Genomic DNA, 18,454 nt, shown 5'->3' with positions numbered 1-18,454 from the left:
GTTTGTGGACGACTCGCAAACGGCTTTATTAAAAAAGATTTCGAAATTTGTCATTTAACGGGAAGAAAAATAACAATTAATGGCCCATTTTGTGTTAAAATAATCGAGTATTTCATCTATGAAATTTGGAGGAAATTGGTATGAATATTCCAATGTTAGATTTAAGTGAACAATATCAAGCATTAAAAGAAGAAATGCTAGTTGCATTAGATCAAGTAATGAGCTCTTCTCGATTCATTTTAGGTGATAACGTGAAGAAACTTGAAGCGGATGTAGCTGAGTATAGTCATGTTGCACATGGGATTGGCTGTGGAAACGGAAGTGATGCTATACATATCGCTCTACAAGCTGCAGGTGTAGGACCTGGAGACGAGGTTATTACGACCGCATTCACTTTCTTTGCAACTGGGGGTTCTATTGTAAGAGCCGGAGCAACACCAGTCTATGTAGATATTGATCCAGTAACATTTAATATTGATCCTGCTAAGATTGAAGAAGCCATTACAGATAAAACGAAAGCGATTATTCCAGTTCATTTATACGGCCAAACAGCAGATATGGAAGAGATTTGCAAAATCGCTGATAAGCATAATCTAGTTGTTATCGGTGATGCAGCACAAGCAATTGGTGCAAAGCATCATGGAAAAACGGTAGCAGAATATGGAACAGCTGCAACATACAGCTTCTTCCCAACAAAGAATTTGGGTGCGTATGGAGATGCAGGTATGATTGTAACGAACAATGATGAAGTGGCTGAAAATTGCCGTGTCATTCGTGTACATGGAAGCAAGCCGAAATACTATCATCATGTATTAGGTTATAATAGCCGTTTGGACGAGCTTCAAGCTGCAGTTCTCAATGTGAAATTCCCACATTTAAATAAGTGGAGCGAGCTTAGAAGAGAAAAAGCAGCTGTATATACTCACCTTCTAAACGAACAATTGGGTGACTTAGTAAAAACACCAGTTGAAAAAGAAGGAAATTACCACGTCTTCCATCAATATACGATTCGTGTAGAAAAACGTGATGAGCTACAAGCCTTCTTAAAGGAGCAAGGAGTGCAAACAATGATTTATTATCCACTTCCGCTTCATATCCAGCCTGTCTTTAAAGATTTAGGCTATAAAGAAGGAGACCTTCCGGAAGCTGAAAAGGCAGCGAAAGAAGCTGTATCACTTCCGATGTTCCCTGAACTGAAACAAGAGCAACAGGAATATATTGTAGCTAAAATTAAAGAGTTCTATAACAAATAAAAATCAGAGTGGAACGTCGCCGAATAGGGGGCGTTCCTTTACTTGCTTTATTTATCTATTTTAAAAGGATTGGTGAGAATTGTTGGCTGAACAAAAAAAGTTTGTACTTTATGAATACTTGGATTTCTTTTGGAAAAAGAAGGTTTTCTTTCTAATAATCCCACTACTCTTTACTTTGCTGGGCTTTGGAGCATCGTATGTTATTCCTAATAAAGGGAATTACGTAGGGAGTGCTAAAATTTTTACAGGCGCAGTTAGTTTGAAGGGATTGAAAGATCCTTCATATGTAGTGGATCAATTTGGCAAGGATGTAAACGGTGAAATTGAGGCTTTTGTATCAAGTGATAGCTTTATAAAAATTAAAATTTATAATGATGATAAAGAAGAGCTTAAGAAAGATCTTCATAAAATGACTTCCTCGATTGAAAAGGCCATGCTTGATAATTATAATCTTAGATATTCAATTACAGAAGATAATATCAATAATAATGAGAATCAATTAAAAGAGCTTAATGATGTGTTAAAGGTAACAAATGAAAAGCTCGAAAGTGGACAATTAAATGTTACCGAAGCAGAGAGGGTTGCAAGTGTCCTAGAAAATACAGAGGCACAAATTGCTGATGTTCAAGCGAGAAACCAAAGAATGACAGGGGATCTTGCGACATTTGAAAAGCCAAGCATTGCTAGTGAGGAAGTAAAAGCTGTTGATAGACACCAAGTAGAGCTATCTTTAGCTGGATTGGTTTTTGGTGTATTTGCTACATTCCTTATTCTTATGCTTTGGAAGTATGTAAACGAAGCTAGGAGGTACTACAATCATGATTAATTTTGCCATCGTAGGCATGGGGCATATCGCGAATAAACATATTGAGGCAATCGAAAAGGCTGAAAACGCCAATTTATTTGCTATCTGTGATACAAATCCTGCTCGATTAGAAATTGAAAATCCAAATGTGAAAAAATATACAGACCTACAAAACATGCTTGAAGAAAATCCGGAAATTCACGTTGTGAACATTTGTGTACCTTCTGGACTTCATACTCCTTTAACTAAAATTGTTGCCGAGCAAGGCAGACATATTATTGTTGAAAAGCCAATGTCATTGAAGCTTCATGAAGCGGAAGAAATGATGAAATATGCAAATGAGAACGGTGTGAAGCTTGCGGTAGTCCACCCAAATCGTTTCCGACCAGCTATCCAGAAATTAAAGGAACAAATGGATGCAGGCGCTTTTGGAAAACTCAGTCATGCAAATGCTACAGTGCGCTGGAACCGAAATCAAGCCTATTATGATCAAGCGGCATGGAGAGGAACGAAGGAATTTGATGGCGGCGTTCTTATGAATCAAGCGATCCATGACTTGGATTTGATGCTTTGGTTAATGGGACCAGTTGAATCTGTACAAGCTATGGCAGCGACACGTTTGAGAAAAATTGAAACAGAAGATGTTGCAGCTGCAGTTGTCCAATTTAAAAATGGTGCTCTAGGCGTAATTGAAGCAGCGACAACGATTTATCCGAAAAATCTTGAAGAATCCATTGCCATCTTTGGTGAAACAGCCTCTGTTAAAATTAGCGGCAGAAATGCTACATTTATTGAGACTTGGGATATTGAAGGGGTAAGCGAAGAGGAAACGGATAAAATCAAAAATGAAATAAAAGAGGACCCATTTGGCAAACCGGGTCATCAATGCATCATTGAAGATATGGTGCTTGCAGTGAAAGAAAATCGTAATCCAATTGTAACTGGTGAAGACGGGATTGCTCCTGTAAAATTAATACTGGCTATTTTAGAGTCTGCTGAAACAGGAAAGAAAGTTACTTTAGCTTAAAAGGTTATTTGTACTAAAGTCGAAGTGAGGTTTCGATATAGTATCTGCCAGTAAAAATCAGGTTTTCGCCGATCGACTTGGCGAATATCAAGCTTTTCTAATCATCATCTAGGAATCTAACATAATTAGGCGTCGTGAGCAGTTGAGAGACACAAGCTCCGTCCCCTATTCCAACGAAAAGGAGAAAAAAGAGATGGACGTATATACATCTTTAATTAATAAAATCGAAAATAAAGAAGCTGTTATTGGAGTTGTAGGATTAGGCTATGTAGGTCTTCCGTTAGCAGTTGAAAAAGCAAAAGCAGGATATAAGGTAATCGGATTTGACGTACAGGCAGCTCGTGTTGAGCAAGTAAATATGGGAATTAACTATATTGGCGACGTTGTCGATCAAGATTTAGCTGATATGATCAAAAGCGGTCATTTAGTAGCTACAACTGATTATGCGAGAATTGCTGAAGTGGATGCTGTTGCGATCTGTGTACCAACTCCACTTGATATTTATCAACAGCCTGACACTTCATATGTAGAAAGCTCCTCAAAGGAAATTGCTAAATATGCACATGAAGGCATGCTTGTAGTCCTAGAATCAACAACATACCCTGGTACAACAGAAGAAATCGTTAAGCCAGCCCTTGAAGAAAAAGGTCTTAATGTAGGAGAAAATGTATTTATTGCCTACTCTCCAGAGCGCGTTGATCCAGGTAATAAGCAGTTTAAAACAAAGAACACACCTAAAGTGGTAGGTGGAATTACAGAAAAATGTACAAAAGTGGCAGCTTCTCTTTACCGCAATGTTCTTGAAGGAGATGTTCACGAAGTATCTTCTCCGGCAATAGCTGAAATGGAGAAAATCTTCGAAAATACGTTCCGTCATATTAATATTGCGTTAGCAAATGAAATGGCGATTTTATGCGAAAAAATGGGCATAGATGTGTGGGAAGTAATTGATGCTGCTAAAACAAAGCCTTACGGATTCATGGCATTCTATCCAGGTCCAGGACTAGGCGGACATTGTATTCCTATCGATCCTTTCTACTTAACATGGAAGGCTCGTGAATATAACTATCATACAAAATTAATCGAGCTTGCTGGTGAAATCAATAACAGCATGCCTGAATATGTTATTACACGCTCCATGCAAGTACTAAACGAAGATGGCAAAGCTCTACGCGGTGCAAAAGTTGCTGTACTTGGCGTTGCATACAAAAAGGATATTGATGATGTTCGTGAATCTCCAGTTCTTAAGATTGTTGAACTATTAGAGCATCATGGTGCAGATTATAAAGTTGTCGATCCATATGTAGCATCTTTCAAATCTTGTAACCAAAAAATCGAAACAGTTGAACTGACTAAACAGCTTCTAAATGATGCTGACCTTGTTTTAGTAACTACAGATCATACTGATTTTGATTATGAAATGATCGCAAAAGAAAGCAAAGTGATTTTCGATACTCGTAATGCAATGAAGGGCATTGACAAGCCGAATAAATATATTAAACTGTAATGGATTTGCGGTTTAATTAGGATTTTTAAAGTAGTCGGTTATTTTCGGGGATGTATTGGCTGATTTTCGTAGATATCGGTCACATTCAGGGATATATCGGTCAGTTTTCGCAGATATCGGTCAGTTTCGCGGATATATCGGTCACTTTATTCAGATATCCGCCAGATATCTTGATATATCCGCGACTTTTGCGCAGATATCCGCCAGATATCTTGATATATCCGCGACTTTTGCGCAGATATCCGCCAGATTTCCGATATATCCGCCGCTCTATAATTTTAAGATAAAGGGAGACATTCGAATGAATTTTATAGATCCTTCCGCTCAAATAGACTCATCCGTTCAAGTCGGATACTTTTCCGTTGTAGAAAAGGATGTAAAAATCGGTAAAAATGTAGTGATTGGGAACCGAGTAACCATTCACGAAGGAACAACTATTGGTGATAACACTACTATTGCGGACGGTGCTGTTGTTGGGAAGCCTCCAAAGCCTGCAAAAACAAGCACAGTTAAACTCTCAGGTACAATTCCAGCCCTCGAAATCGGCGAAGATGTAACAGTTGGGGCAAACTGTGTGATCTATAGAGGAGCAAAAATTGGCTCCAATACGCTAATTGCTGATCTTGCAAGCGTAAGGGAAAATGTTGAAATCGGTAATTTTGTCATTGTCGGCAGGGGCGTTACCGTTGAAAACTATGTGAAGATTGGGGATCGGACAAAAATCCAATCGAATTCTTACATTACAGCGTATACAACTCTTGAGGATCATGTCTTTATCGCACCTTGTGTGACAACAACGAATGATAACTTTATGGGTAGAACAGAGGAGCGCTTCGATAAGATTAAGGGCGCTCATGTTAAAAGAGGAGCACGTGTTGGCGGTGCATCTATCATTCTTCCAGGGATTACGATTGAGGAAGAAACCTTTGTTGCTGCTGGTGCATTAGTAACAAAGCATACAGAACCAAAGACTTTAGTTAAAGGGGTTCCTGCTAAATTTGTCAAAATGGTTGACGAGCGGGAGCTGTTATAGGGTGTTCGCCCAAATTAAGCGTTTAGGAGCGGATTCGCTCCTTTACGCATTTATGAACGTTGGAACGAAGCTGATCGCCTTTATCATGCTTCCAATATACACATCCTTCATTCCTGACCCTGCCGAATATGGAGTATTGGATTATTTGGATCGACTTACATCGATGCTTACCTTCCTAGTCATCTTTGGTACCGATTCTGCTCTTGCTTATTACTACTTCGAATCAGAAGATAAAAAGAAAAGGCTTGAGTATGTCAGGTCTGTTATGACATTTAGATTGCTGATTGTTTTAATCACAGCCATCGTATTTCTTATTGGTGGTCCATGGTTGTCTCAGCTCCTATTAGAAGATGCAAGCCTATATTATTTATTCAATATTGCCATTGGGGTTATGGCCTTGGATACAGTCATCGCTTTAATCTTAACGGTTCTTCGTTATGATTTTTTCACGAAAAAGGTAGTAACCATTACGATTTTGAAAATGCTCTTGATTGCCGTCCTTTCCTATGGATTTTTAGCCTATGTTAGCCCAACAATCGACGGCATTTTATATGGAAGACTTATAAGTGTAGCCATCGTTGCGCTGCTATTAATCAAGCCCCTTTTGAAATACATTAAATTTACATTTAATAAAAAGCTATTAAAGGAAATCCTAGTATACGCGACTCCACTTGTTCCGGCATCATTAGCCTTTTGGGTAATTGTTAATGCTAATTCTATTCTTCTTAAAGAGTTCACTTCTTTATACGAGGTAGGTATTTACGGTTCAGCCGTCAAGTTTGCCTCCTTAATTACGCTGCTTACGAGTGGTGTGCAAATGGCTTGGAGACCTTTTTCTATGTCTTTAAAGGATAAGAAGGATAGTCCTGTTTTATTTGCGAAGTTGTATTATGGTATTCTGTTACTAGGGACAATAGGTATTTTGATGGTCGCTACATTAATGCCGTGGATTATTCGCATGTTAAGCGACAATTATCATGAAGCTTATCAGTATGTAGCTATTTTATCGGCTGTTACATTCTTGAATTTTTTCTATATGATTATTTCAGTCGGTATTTTCTATACGAAGCAAACAAAGATTATTTCGTACGCATTTGGTATGGCAGCGGTTGTCAATATTATTTTGAACGTGCTGTTAATCCCTCAATTTTCTATATGGGGGAGTGTCGCGGCTTATTTGATTTCGTATATCATCGCGATTACTTATATATTCTTTAAAAGCCAAAAGCTCTATCATGTTCCTGTGTCATTTGGCAAAATGACCTTTTTATTCCTATCCTCTCTTTTAGCTGTGATCGCTATCGTTTATATTCAAGAGAGCAGTATCCCTGATTTAAATATTGTTTTTGCTTGGTTAGGATTTTTCGTTGCCATCCTTTTATCAAGGATCGATAAAGATTTATTGAAGAAAAGGTCAACGTCAATTTAACTTCAATAAGTAGGAATGCAATTTAGTGAGATTAAAATCCCCCTAAGTAAGGTTTAAGCTTCTGGTGAATGCCCCAGATTTTTATCGCAGATTAACGGGCAGTAAGACCCCCACTTCAAGGATTCGCGTATGCAAAGAAGAGTAAGTGGGGGATCAACTGCCCGTAAAGGCCCGATTGGTTCAACTAACCATCAGTGGGGGATGAAGAAAAACCCCCACTGATGGAAGTTTCACTTTATTAAAATTTGGGTGCAATCACGCCATGGCGAATTTGATTGTAAAATAGGTGATCCGTTTGTTAAATGAAGTAAAGATTACAGACAACAGACTTATAAAAGAATTCCAATTTCCTTTTGGCCAAATCTATTTTGGCGGTTATGTTATTTACAAAGGGAAATATTATCATATGGATAATATTCAAGAAGTCTTTCAAGAGGAAGGATTTTTTGAAAATCATCTAAATGATTTAATTGGCGAGTTTGTTTTTATTAAAGCTGCCCAAAATGAATTGCTTGCTATTGTCGATCGAAAGAGAAGTATTCCTCTTTTTTACTATAAAGAGGGGTCTCACTGGATTGTGACAGATAAGATTTCACACCAGAAGGATAAACCCCTGCATCAAACAGCTGCAAAAGAGTTCCTTATCACGGGCTTTACTGCGAACGAAAAGACGCTTTATGAAGGTGTTTACCAAATTGAAGCTGGCTCTTATATCCGGATTCATGAAGAAGGGAAGGTTGATAAACAAGAATATTATCAATTCTATCACCACCCTTTGAACAAGGATATTGAGGAATTCAGTGAAGAGCTGAAAACGGTTCTGTTAGCAGTGTTTGAAGATTTAATCAAACGATTGATTAATAAAGCGCCTATTTTGCCATTGAGCGGCGGATATGATTCTCGCATTATTGCTTTATTGTTAAAAGAGTATGGAATTGAAGACATTTCTTCCTTTACATATGGTAAAAGGGAGAATAAAGAAGCATTAGTTAGTAAAGATATTGCGAATCGTCTAGGATTAAAATGGGATTTCATCGAGTATAAGAAGGATGATTGGTATCGCTGGTATCATTCGCAGGAATGGAAGGATTATGTCAACTTTGCGGTGAACGGCTCATCAATGGCCCATTTACAGGATTGGCCAGCGGTTCGAGAGATTCTTGCAAAACAGGATAAAGATTATGTGTTTATCCCTGGCCATTCTGGTGATTTCGTTGCGGGCAGTCATTTAGCCTATGAAATCACGGTGGACAGAGAATTTACGTTGGATGATGTCATTCAGTTTACCCTTCAAAAGCATCATAAGCTTTGGGAGATGGATAAGGGTATCCACAAATCTGGCGAAGATGTCTTGGCTGAAATTCAGCGATCATTTGGAGACTTGCCATATGAAACAAATGAACAGGCAAGTGCTCTCTTTGAATATTGGGATTGGCGCGAGAGACAAGCTAAATTCATCATTAATTCCGTGAGAGTGTATGAGTTCTATCAGAAGAGCTGGGAGATTCCATTATGGGATGACCGTTTAATGGAATTTTTCAAGACCGTTCCAGTAGAGTTTCGCTTTAAAAAATATTTATATGATTATACACTTCATCAAATGTATCCAGACTACTTCCCAAAACCGGAAAAGCCAGCTGCTGTGAAGGCTGTTTCGTTAAAAGAGAAGTATGGAATATTATATAAGCCGGCGAAAAAGCTTTATAATCAAAAAAAGCTATTTGAAAGATACTATACAGAACCAATGGAATGGTATGGAATTTACAAAAGCTATCCTGATTATTTAAAGGCATTGTCCTTTAAATATGACCGTATTAAATATAAGCAGCCTTATAATATTAATTCGTTTTTAGCAAAAGACTATATCCAAAGCTTGAAAGGTGATTCTATATGAAAATATTAACAATCATTGGCGCCAGACCGCAATTTATTAAAGCAGCTCCTGTTTCGAGGGTTTTAAGAAAGCATATGGAAGAGAAAATCATTCATACTGGTCAGCATTATGATGCGAATATGTCTGATATTTTCTTCGAAGAGTTGCATATTCCAAAGCCGGATTACCATCTAGGTGTAGGCTCAGGGAATCATGGGAAGCAAACCGGGGAAATGATGGCGAAGATTGAAGACATCGTTTTGAGTGAAAATCCTGATTACTTAATGGTATATGGCGATACGAACTCGACCTTAGCTGGTGCTCTTGTTGCTGCAAAGCTTCATGTTCCAGTTATCCATATTGAAGCGGGATTAAGAAGTTTTAATAAGAAGATGCCTGAAGAGGTTAATCGTATCATGACGGATCATGTATCTGAATTTCTATTCTGCCCGACTGATACAGCTGTAACGAACTTAGATAATGAAAATATTACGCACAACGTGTTTAATATTGGTGATGTTATGTATGATGCGGTTTTATATAACCGTGAGCTTGCGAATGAAAAATCAACAATCCTAGAAGATGCTGGCTTAATAGCGAAAAAATATCATTTGATCACAATTCATAGAGCAGAAAATACAGATGATATCGAAAAGATGAAAAATATCCTTGATGCCTTTTCAAATATTGAAGACGTAAAGGTATGGCCAATCCATCCTAGAACGAAGCATAAATTAGCTGATTATGGATTGAACCTAGATGATGTACCAAATTTAAAGGTTATTGATCCTGTCGGTTATTTAGATATGCTGACATTAGAAGCAAATGCAAAGAAAATTGTTACGGATTCTGGCGGTGTTCAGAAGGAAGCCTACTTTATGAAGGTTCCTTGTGTAACGATTCGTGAACAAACAGAATGGGTAGAGACGCTTGAAGGTGAAGCGAATATTTTAACAGGAACCGACACGGAGAAAATCCTTGCGGCTGTTCAAAAAGAGGTTAGCCCTCAATATAAAGAAGTATTTGGCGATGGTCAGGCTTCTGAAAAAATTGTTGAATTAATTAAAAAGTAAATCGGTCCTCCTTATTCCTTGTGGAAGTCACGCAAAAGAAGTAATCGTGACCGAAAAGTTGAAAAAAGCACCAAACCGGTCACGAAAAAGAGTTAATCGTGCCCGAAAAGATGGAAAAAGCATCAAACCGGTCACGAAAAGGAAGTAATCGTGCCCGAAAAGATGAAAAAAGCACCAAAGCGGTCACGAAAAGGAGTTAATCGTGACCGAAAAGATGAAAAAAGCATCAAACCGGTCACGAAAAAGAATTAATCGTGACCGACAGATGAAATTTTGACAGACGGCATCCTTTTACGAAGCTTAACAGGATGCCGCCCAAATATTTACACATAAAAGTAGGTGCTGACGAATGTTGGCTTTATTTGTATGGATCATTGTATCCATTCTATCTATCATGCTCTTTAAAAGAGTGTCAGGAAGTCTTGCTTTGACAAAGCCGAATTTAGTTTCATTAGTTTTTTACTATTCTTTATTCGTATCGAGCTATATCGGAAGCTTGCTTATTGTGCTGGATATTGATCATTACTATATGATTAATAAGCTGGACCATGAAAGCAGCAGGTATATCGGCTTTGCAGCGGTATCATTTGTCATGGTTTTTCTTCCATTAACGATGCTAGGTGTATCTAAGCTTGCAAACTTTAATGCGAAGAGAGAATTTGCTGACTACCTGAAAAAACCAGTTGCCAATACGTTTGATCAAAAAAATGAATTTTATTTGCTTTTTCTAGGTATTTCAATCATAAGCATGCTAGCTGTTGCCTATACGTTATTAAAGACATACCAAGTCCCGCTTTTTGAATTGTTAAAAGGGAATTTCGCTGAGCTTGGTAAGCTGCGGATTGACGCTGCACGTAATTTTAACGGCAATGTCTTAATAAGAAATATTTTTGCAATTGCTCTGACACCATTACTATCCTTAATAGCGTATGTATATACAGTTAAGACGAAGCAATTGAAATGGTTTTTCTTATTTTTAGCCCTTTTTGGAAGTGCGATCCTAATAAACATATATGATTTGGCAAAGTCTCCCATTTTCTTCTATATCATTATGTTTATCTTTGTTCGAATTTATATTGGAAAAACGGTGCTTACACGCGGGAAAATTTTCGCATTATCCGCTATCGGAGCGGTGGCAATTGTGTTCATGTATGTATTCATTCAGGGCGTGAATGATATTGAAGCTTTCTTATCCTATTCGTCTGGCCCAATTGGAAGGATCATTCTGGCTCAAATTGCGCCGACATTTTTGCATTTTGATATATTCGGTGACTCTATTCCTTTTTTGCATGGCAGCAGTCTTCCGTCTATCATAACGGGCTGGTTTGATGTGGAACAAGTCCGCTCGGCAAGGCTTGTTATGGCGAATGCTTTTCCAAATCGGATTGAGGATGGGACAGGCGGAGTATTAAATACTCTGTTTATTGCTGAAGCGTATGCGAACTTTGGTTATTTAGGGGTCATAATTGGAACGATATATGTAGGGATATTTATTCAGCTACTCTATATTATTTTTATCAGACTTCCAAAAAATCCAATCTTTTTATGCTTATTTATTTATTTTTCCATCAATATTCCACGGACATTAGTAGGTGGCTTTGCCGATTTTCTATTTAATCCAATATGGCTATTCATCACTTGCTTATTCGTTGGAATGTTATTGTTTATTAGATTTCGTTTAGATTTGTTTGCCTACTTTTCAAAAAGGAAAGCGGCAGGAAACGAAAGATAAGGAGAAAACAGGATGAAATCAGTTTTGCTATATTATCCATTTGAAGTAGCAGAGAATGCCAATAGCGGCTCTAAGCTTCGCCCGAAGGAAATATTGAAAGCCTTCCAGCAATGGGGGGAGAGGGAGAAGGTTGACATTTTGCTGCTATCCGGAAATTCAACTGCTAGGCATGCTCTCTTTGAAGAATGGCGAGCTGCAGGGAAGCTTGATAATCTTTGGTTTTGCTATATGGAAAATCAGACGATTCCGTTCTGGCTGACAGACAAAGGGCATATTCCTAAAAAGCCGTTTGTTGACACAAAGGTCATGAAATTTCTAAAACAGCATCATGTTCCGGTAGGCGTTTTTTACCGTGATGTGTATTGGAAATTTGATGAGCTTTATCCGTTAAAAGGTGTTAAAAAATCAGTCATGAAAGCCATTTATCGGATGGAGGAAAGCTTTTACAACAAATATTGCCGTGTCATTTTCTTGCCGAGCGATGCGATGGGCAAGTATGTCGATATTCAGCAGGAGAAAATCTCGCTTCCTCCAGGCGGTAAAGATATGAAAGTTGTGAGAAAAGAGAAAGTCTCGCAAGTTTCTCAAGGACTTTATGTAGGCGGCATTAATAATGAGGATTACGGTTTATTCCTTTTGCTTGATGCATTGGAATTGGCCAATAAGCAGGAGAAGGTCTCCGAATTAACGGTTGTTTGCCGCGAGGATGAATACAAACAATTGCCTGAAGAGAAAAAGGCCAGATTAAATGAGTTGGGTGTAGAAGTAAAGCATGTTAGCGGTGAAGCATTAAATGATCTATACCGTGAAATGGACTTTGCCTATATTCCAAGATTCCGGAGCACCTACAATGATTTTGCTGTTCCTGTTAAGCTAGTTGAGTATCTATCAAATGAGCTTCCTGTCGTCGCCACCTATTGTCAGGCACAAAAAGAAATTATAGAAGCAGATGGATATGGCATAATCTGTGAGGATAAGGCAGAGGATATGGCCAGGGCGATTCAAGAGATGGCGAGGAATGCCGCGAATTACAGGGGAAATATCCAAAATACCTTTGTGCAAAAGCATTCATGGCTGGCTAGGGTAGAAAAGGTTAAAGAAGCATTAGTTTTGAATGAAAAGTAATAAAAATAGATCTGGTTCCGAGCACTAGCGTGCATGTATCGCAGATTAACGGGCAGTAAGACCCCCACTTCAAGTTTGTGAGAGAATCAAAGAAACCTAAGTGGGGAATCAACTGCCCGTAAAGGCCCGATTGGTTCAACTAACCATCAGTGGGGATGAAAGCCAACTAAGAACGCCATGTCCTGTGGCAACGTCGGCACTAGCATGTCCTGTGCGTCGAAAAACCCCCACTGATGGAAGTTTCACTGTATAGGAGGAATTATGAAAGTATTAATTTTGGCTCCGAGCAAATCAATACACACTCATAAGTGGGCCTTATTTTACAAAAATAAAGGTATCAATGTGAAGGTCGTAACTTTTTTTGATCATTACTCTGAGGAGAATGCGAAGGAAATTGATACGATTACACTTCCGAAGCTGCTTCCAGGAAAGCTATCCTATATTTCAAGTGTTTTCGCTTTAAAGAAAATTTTAAAGCAATTCCAGCCGGATATTCTTCATGCGCATTATGTATCAAGCTATGGGTTTATCGGGGCACTTGCAAATTATAAGCCTTTCTACGTATCGGTATGGGGAAGAGATATATTTCAATTTCCACAGCAAGGCAGTATGAATCGAAAAATTGTCGAATATACGCTTTCAAAAGCGGATGTCATTTGTTCTACAAGTCATATCATGGCTAAAGAAACAAATAAGTATACTGGTAAAAAAATATTTGTCACTCCATTTGGCGTGGATATGGAAAAATTCAAGCCTATTTCAGGTTTGAAATCGGATGATCATATCACGATTGGGACGGTAAAGGCTTTGGAAGATAAATACGGAATCGGTGATTTAATTCACGCCTTTGCCTCAATCCACTCAAGCAAGAAAAATTCCAAGCTGCTTATTGTTGGGGATGGCAAGCAGAAGGATGAGTATATCCAATTGACGCGTGATCTGAAAATTGATCATGTCACGACTTTTACAGGCAGGGTTCCTAATGATAAGGTTCCTGAATATATCAATAAAATGGATGTATTCGGTGTGCCTTCTACCGAGGACTCTGAGAGCTTTGGTGTTGCTGCGGTTGAATCAATGGCATGTGGAGTACCTGTTGTCGTTTCGAATGTCGGTGGGCTGCCTGAAGTTGTTTTGGAAGGAAAGACTGGCTACGTAGTACCAAAGGAAAATTCTGAAGAATTGGCGAAGGCCATCCTATCTTTAATTGAGAATAAAGAAAAAAGCACCGAAATGGGTCTAGCAGGGATTGACCATGTGAAAGCTAATTATAACTGGGTCGATAATGCAAATGGAATGTTAGATCTTTATGGACAAACCTTGAAAGAGGGGATGAAATCATGATTAAAAAGGCAGTAATTCCTGCTGCAGGGTTAGGAACGAGATTTTTGCCAGCAACAAAGGCACAGCCGAAGGAAATGCTTCCAATTGTTGATAAGCCGACGATTCAATATATTATTGAAGAAGCAGTGGAATCTGGTATTGAGGATATTATCATTGTAACAGGAAGAAGCAAAAGAGCCATCGAGGATCATTTTGATAAATCGGTTGAATTAGAAATGTTGCTTGAAAGAACAGGCAAGCATGACATGCTCGAAATTGTTGAGAATATCTCCAACCTCGTTGATATACATTATGTACGTCAAAAAGAACCGCTTGGTTTAGGACATGCTGTATTATGTGCAAAAAAATTCATTGGCAATGAGCCATTTGCTGTCTTGCTTGGCGACGATATCGTTGATAGTGAAGTTCCAGCTCTTAAACAAATGATTAATCAATATAATGAAGTCCAAGCAAGCATACTTGGCTGTAATGAGGTTCCGCGGTCAGAGGTTAATAAGTATGGAATCGTAAATTACTCCGAAAAAAATGGCGAGCTTTTTAAAGTGGAAAGTCTAGTAGAAAAGCCTGCGATTGAGGAAGCTCCGTCTACTCAAGCCATTGTAGGACGCTATATATTATCACCAGCTATTTTCGAATTGCTTGAAGAAGTAGCACCAGATAAAAAAGGTGAAATTCAGCTAACCGATGCAATTGATCGCTTGCTAGGTAAAGAGTCTATTTACTCTTATATCATTCAAGGAAATCGTTATGATGTTGGAGATAAGTTTGGATTTTTACAAGCGTCAATTGACTATGCTTTAAAAAGACCAGATCTTAAAGATAAGCTTGAAGCCTATATTAAGCAATTAAAAGTGAACTAATGGAGATGGGAAAATGAGAGTGATTTACTTATGTCAGCATTTTCCCCCTGAAACAGGTGCTCCGCAAATTCGTGTATACGAAGTGAGCAAAGAGCTAATTAGCAGAGGACATCAGGTGGAAGTGATAACAGCATTTCCTCATCATCCTCATGGGATTATCCCAGAGGAATATCGAGGAAGGTTTTATATGTTTGAAGATTGGGATGGGATCCCTGTTCATCGATCTTGGATTTATCCATCTCCAAAGGGAAGCTTTTGGAAGCGGCTAGCTTCTTATTTTTCCTTCACTTTTAGTGCGTTTTATTCATTAGCAAAGTCTAAGCCAACGGATGTTATCATCTGTAACTCGCCGCCGCTTTTTCTCGGAATAACGGGTTATCTTGGCGCGAAAATGAAGAGAGCTAAATTCGTCTTCAACGTCGCAGATATTTGGCCTGAGTCAGCAGTTGAATTAGGCATTTTAAAAAATAAAACCTTTATCCGTTTAGCGGAAATGCTGGAAAAATTTCTATATAAGAAATCATGGAAAATTGCTACAGCGACAGAAGGAATTAAGGACTACATGGTTCGAAAAGGGAAGAATGAAGCCGATGTCTTTCTTCTTCCAAATGGAGTAAACACAGATACATTTAAACCACTCCCGAAGGACCATGAGCTTCTTGAGAAAATTGGCATACAGGAGAAAAAGGTATTTATGTATGCTGGAGCATTAGGCTATGCACAAGGACTGGATTCTGTGTTGGAAGCGGCTCTTTTACTAAAGGACAATCAGCCCGATGTACATTTCCTCTTTGTAGGAGACGGACAAGAACGTGAAAAGCTGGTAAAAATGAAAGAGGATTTAGCGCTTGATAATGTGACATTTTACGGTTCAGTTCCTGTATCTGAAATGCCTAAAATGTTCTCAATTGCTGATTACAGCGTTGTTTCGCTACGGAATATTGAGCTGTTCAAAGGGGCAAGGCCTTCCAAAATATTCCCAGCGATTTCTTCAGGAAAGCCTGTTTTATACTGTGGTGATGGCGAAAGCGCTGCAATCCTTGAAGAATATCACTGTGGAAAAATTGCTCCTCCAGAAAACCCTGAGGGGATTGCGGGCGCAATTGAGGAGTTAATGAAAGTATCAGACGAAGAGTACCAAGCAATGAGTGAAAATGGCAGAAAGCTTGCCATCGATCAATATTCTTGGAAAAGCATTGTAGATGAGATTCTTGAAAATATCGAAATGAAGCAAAAAGAAAAGGCCAATTCCTGATAGGGATTGGTTTTTTCTATGGTATGAAGAGGCAGTAATCCACGATAAGGGGCTTAGATGTCCACAATGTGTGAGAATGTAGCAAACTCAGCCTTCAAAAGGGGCTTAAGTTATCCACTTAAAGAGAGAAAGAAGCCGATTATCCCCAAAAAGGCCTCGAGTTGTCCACATAAAGCGAGAAAGAAGCCAGTTATCCCCGAAAAATATCTCGAATTGTCCTCAAAGAGGCCAAGGTGGCGGATATAAATAATATTTGGCGGATATATTGCCTAAAGTCGCGGATATAATTAAATTCCCGCGGATAAATTTCGTGAAGTGACCGATATAAACGGAAACTGACCGATATTATTGAAAAATTAACTGCTACACTTAAAAAATAACCTGAAAAAGTTAGATTTTATAAAAAATTATCGATTTTCTTAAGAAGTTCGGGCTTCTATAAGTTCAGCTTAGGAAAGATAGATGAAAAAATGCAATAATTACGGAAAGTATCCCCGAAAAAGGGCTCGAGTTTTCCTCAAACAGTGTGACCGAGACAATTATCCACAAAAAGGCTCGAGTTTTCCTCAAACAGTGTGAACGAAGCCAATTATCCACAAAAAGGCTCGAGTTTTCCTCAAATAGTGTGAAAGAGGACTATTATCCCCAAAAAGGCTTGAGTTTTCCTTAAACAGTGTGAACGAAGCCAATTATCCACAAAAAAGCGCAAGTTGTCCTCAAGCTGAGGTAATATCCCAATAACAATCTATGTAATAATAACCCCCAAAAAAAGAAACCGGCAAAGATGCCGATTTTATTAAGACTTACTATTTCGATACGGTTGTTCCTTGGAAGTAGTGGGTAAGTATTTGCTCAGCCGTCCAGCCTTTTTCTGCAAATCCTTTAGCTCCGTATTGGCTCATGCCGATGCGGTGTCCCCAGCCTTTTCCGTTTAGGGTAATAGAAGTAATGTTTCCTGTTGTTCCTTCGTTGGTGATAACTCCATTTGCTGTTTGGATGGAAACTTTAGAATCTGTTAGTGTTACTTCACCATTTGCGGTTTGCACTTTTTGGCCTTTTATATCGCCAAGGTCTGATGTTCCGCTAGAAGTTTGTACAGATAGATTTTCTGCAGCCGAGCCATTTGTCTGTATGTCGAACCAATTAGATTGCAATTTATTATAAAGCTGTGGGTTACTTATAGGGAAGTAGCTTCGAATGACAGATTCATTCCCAGTTACCGTTTTATCCCCTGCAGAGGTTTTTAATGTAACGCCACTTACTTCTCCGTTCGCACCTGTTTTTGACAAGGTGATATCATAGATTTGAGCTGATAGATCCTTAAACCCAAATGATTTTAAAAGAGTCTCAGGAGTGAATGTTTCGCTCCAATTACTGAACGGGGACGATTCATATGGATCGTCTACAGATACAAGGTATGGGTATTGCTCTTGTTTCGAATTCCAAACATCGCCTACATTTGCCGTTTTGCCGCCGCTAGTTGAAAAGAAAAATGCTTGGATGGGCTTGCCATTGTATTTTACTAGCAATCCTTCCGTTTCCTTAATTGCAGTATTTGTTCTTGCATCCTCACCGGTATATCCTCGATAAACTTGGCTAGATGCGGTGCTTGTCAGCATCAATGTATTAGCAGCATAGCTTCTTGCAGCTATCGCTTGGGCCTTTAGTGCTTCCTTAGGAAAGGATGCAGGCATTTCACTCGGAACGACGCCCTTTAAATAATCTTCCATATCAAGTATGTTAATAATCTCAATCTTACTTCCGTTAGGCTTTAAAAAGAAGCTGCCTCTGTATGTAATTCCGTTGCTTACCCTCACTAAAGATGAACCGTCACCAATTTGCTCTTGCAAGTCAAAGCCTTTTACAGCATTTAAATTAGATCCATTCATACTGACGGATACGTTTGAACCATCTTTTTTTACTGTAATGCTTGTGCCTTTTGGTACGGGCGTTATTTCTCCAGTATCTTTGTTGTATAACTGATAATTTCCATTCACAGTCAAGGTTACACTAGCTGATAAGTAGACGGAAACATTTACTTCGAACGGATATTTTACTAGTTCAGCAGCTTTAGAGTCTGTTGGTAAATAGACTAGAAGTAAAAGTAAACTAGCAAGGATAGAAATGAATTTTTTCAA

14 protein-coding genes are annotated in these 18,454 nt (G+C 38.6%); 13 read left to right on the top strand and 1 reads right to left on the bottom strand.

Annotated elements, in window-relative coordinates; translation table 11 throughout:
• The first annotated feature begins 140 nt into the window (after positions 1-140).
• The 13 genes from FSZ17_RS21500 to FSZ17_RS21440 all read left to right on the top strand — a co-directional run bounded on the left by FSZ17_RS21500 (position 141) and on the right by FSZ17_RS21440 (position 16,316).
• Positions 141-1,253: a DegT/DnrJ/EryC1/StrS family aminotransferase gene (locus FSZ17_RS21500; RefSeq protein WP_057773023.1), complete on the top strand. Its 1,113-nt coding sequence runs from the start codon at positions 141-143 to the stop codon at positions 1,251-1,253.
• Positions 1,254-1,335: 82 nt separating this feature from the next.
• A complete protein-coding gene (locus FSZ17_RS21495) occupies positions 1,336-2,079 on the top strand; it encodes a GumC domain-containing protein (RefSeq protein WP_057773024.1) in 744 nt (247 codons plus the stop codon).
• The gene (locus tag FSZ17_RS21490) at positions 2,072-3,085 is read left to right on the top strand and encodes a Gfo/Idh/MocA family protein (protein WP_057773026.1); all 1,014 of its coding nucleotides are present in this window, start codon (positions 2,072-2,074) and stop codon (positions 3,083-3,085) included. Before FSZ17_RS21495 ends, FSZ17_RS21490 begins: the two co-directional genes overlap by 8 nt.
• A 193-nt stretch (positions 3,086-3,278) precedes the next feature.
• Entirely contained in the window at positions 3,279-4,592 is a 1,314-nt protein-coding gene (locus FSZ17_RS21485) for a nucleotide sugar dehydrogenase (protein WP_057773028.1), read from the top strand.
• 301 nt (positions 4,593-4,893) lie between these two features.
• Positions 4,894-5,625, top strand: a complete 732-nt coding sequence (locus tag FSZ17_RS21480) for an acyltransferase (protein WP_057773030.1) — start codon at positions 4,894-4,896, stop codon at positions 5,623-5,625.
• A 1-nt stretch (position 5,626) separates the two neighbouring features.
• On the top strand, positions 5,627-7,054 hold the full coding sequence (locus FSZ17_RS21475; RefSeq protein ID WP_057773032.1) for a lipopolysaccharide biosynthesis protein: 1,428 nt from the start codon (positions 5,627-5,629) through the stop codon (positions 7,052-7,054).
• Between the two features lie 295 nt (positions 7,055-7,349).
• A complete protein-coding gene (locus FSZ17_RS21470) occupies positions 7,350-8,948 on the top strand; it encodes an asparagine synthase-related protein (protein ID WP_057773034.1) in 1,599 nt (532 codons plus the stop codon).
• Positions 8,945-10,000 (top strand): non-hydrolyzing UDP-N-acetylglucosamine 2-epimerase, encoded by a 1,056-nt coding sequence (wecB, locus tag FSZ17_RS21465; RefSeq protein WP_057773036.1) that lies wholly within the window; start codon positions 8,945-8,947, stop codon positions 9,998-10,000. The genes FSZ17_RS21470 and wecB overlap by 4 nt, the downstream gene beginning before the upstream one ends.
• A 349-nt stretch (positions 10,001-10,349) precedes the next feature.
• Positions 10,350-11,732 (top strand): O-antigen polymerase, encoded by a 1,383-nt coding sequence (locus FSZ17_RS21460; protein WP_057773038.1) that lies wholly within the window; start codon positions 10,350-10,352, stop codon positions 11,730-11,732.
• Between the two features lie 12 nt (positions 11,733-11,744).
• On the top strand, positions 11,745-12,857 hold the full coding sequence (locus FSZ17_RS21455) for a glycosyltransferase (RefSeq protein ID WP_057773040.1): 1,113 nt from the start codon (positions 11,745-11,747) through the stop codon (positions 12,855-12,857).
• Between the two features lie 261 nt (positions 12,858-13,118).
• Positions 13,119-14,201 carry a glycosyltransferase gene (locus tag FSZ17_RS21450; protein ID WP_057773042.1) on the top strand — a complete coding sequence of 361 codons (1,083 nt, stop codon included), beginning with the start codon at positions 13,119-13,121 and terminating at the stop codon, positions 14,199-14,201.
• Complete coding sequence (gene galU, locus FSZ17_RS21445; RefSeq protein WP_057773043.1) at positions 14,198-15,061, top strand: UTP--glucose-1-phosphate uridylyltransferase GalU; 864 nt, start codon at positions 14,198-14,200, stop codon at positions 15,059-15,061. Before FSZ17_RS21450 ends, galU begins: the two co-directional genes overlap by 4 nt.
• 13 nt (positions 15,062-15,074) lie before the next feature.
• On the top strand, positions 15,075-16,316 hold the full coding sequence (locus FSZ17_RS21440; RefSeq protein WP_057773045.1) for a glycosyltransferase family 4 protein: 1,242 nt from the start codon (positions 15,075-15,077) through the stop codon (positions 16,314-16,316).
• Positions 16,317-17,122: 806 nt separating this feature from the next.
• Here FSZ17_RS21440 and FSZ17_RS21435 read toward each other — a convergent pair.
• On the bottom strand, positions 17,123-18,454 hold the full coding sequence (locus FSZ17_RS21435; protein WP_057773047.1) for a SpoIID/LytB domain-containing protein: 1,332 nt from the start codon (positions 18,452-18,454) through the stop codon (positions 17,123-17,125).

The sequence above is a fragment of the Cytobacillus dafuensis genome (assembly GCF_007995155.1).
Taxonomy (GTDB): Bacteria; Bacillota; Bacilli; order Bacillales; family Cytobacillaceae; genus Cytobacillus; species Cytobacillus dafuensis.
This window is presented reverse-complemented; position numbering and strand designations above follow the sequence as displayed.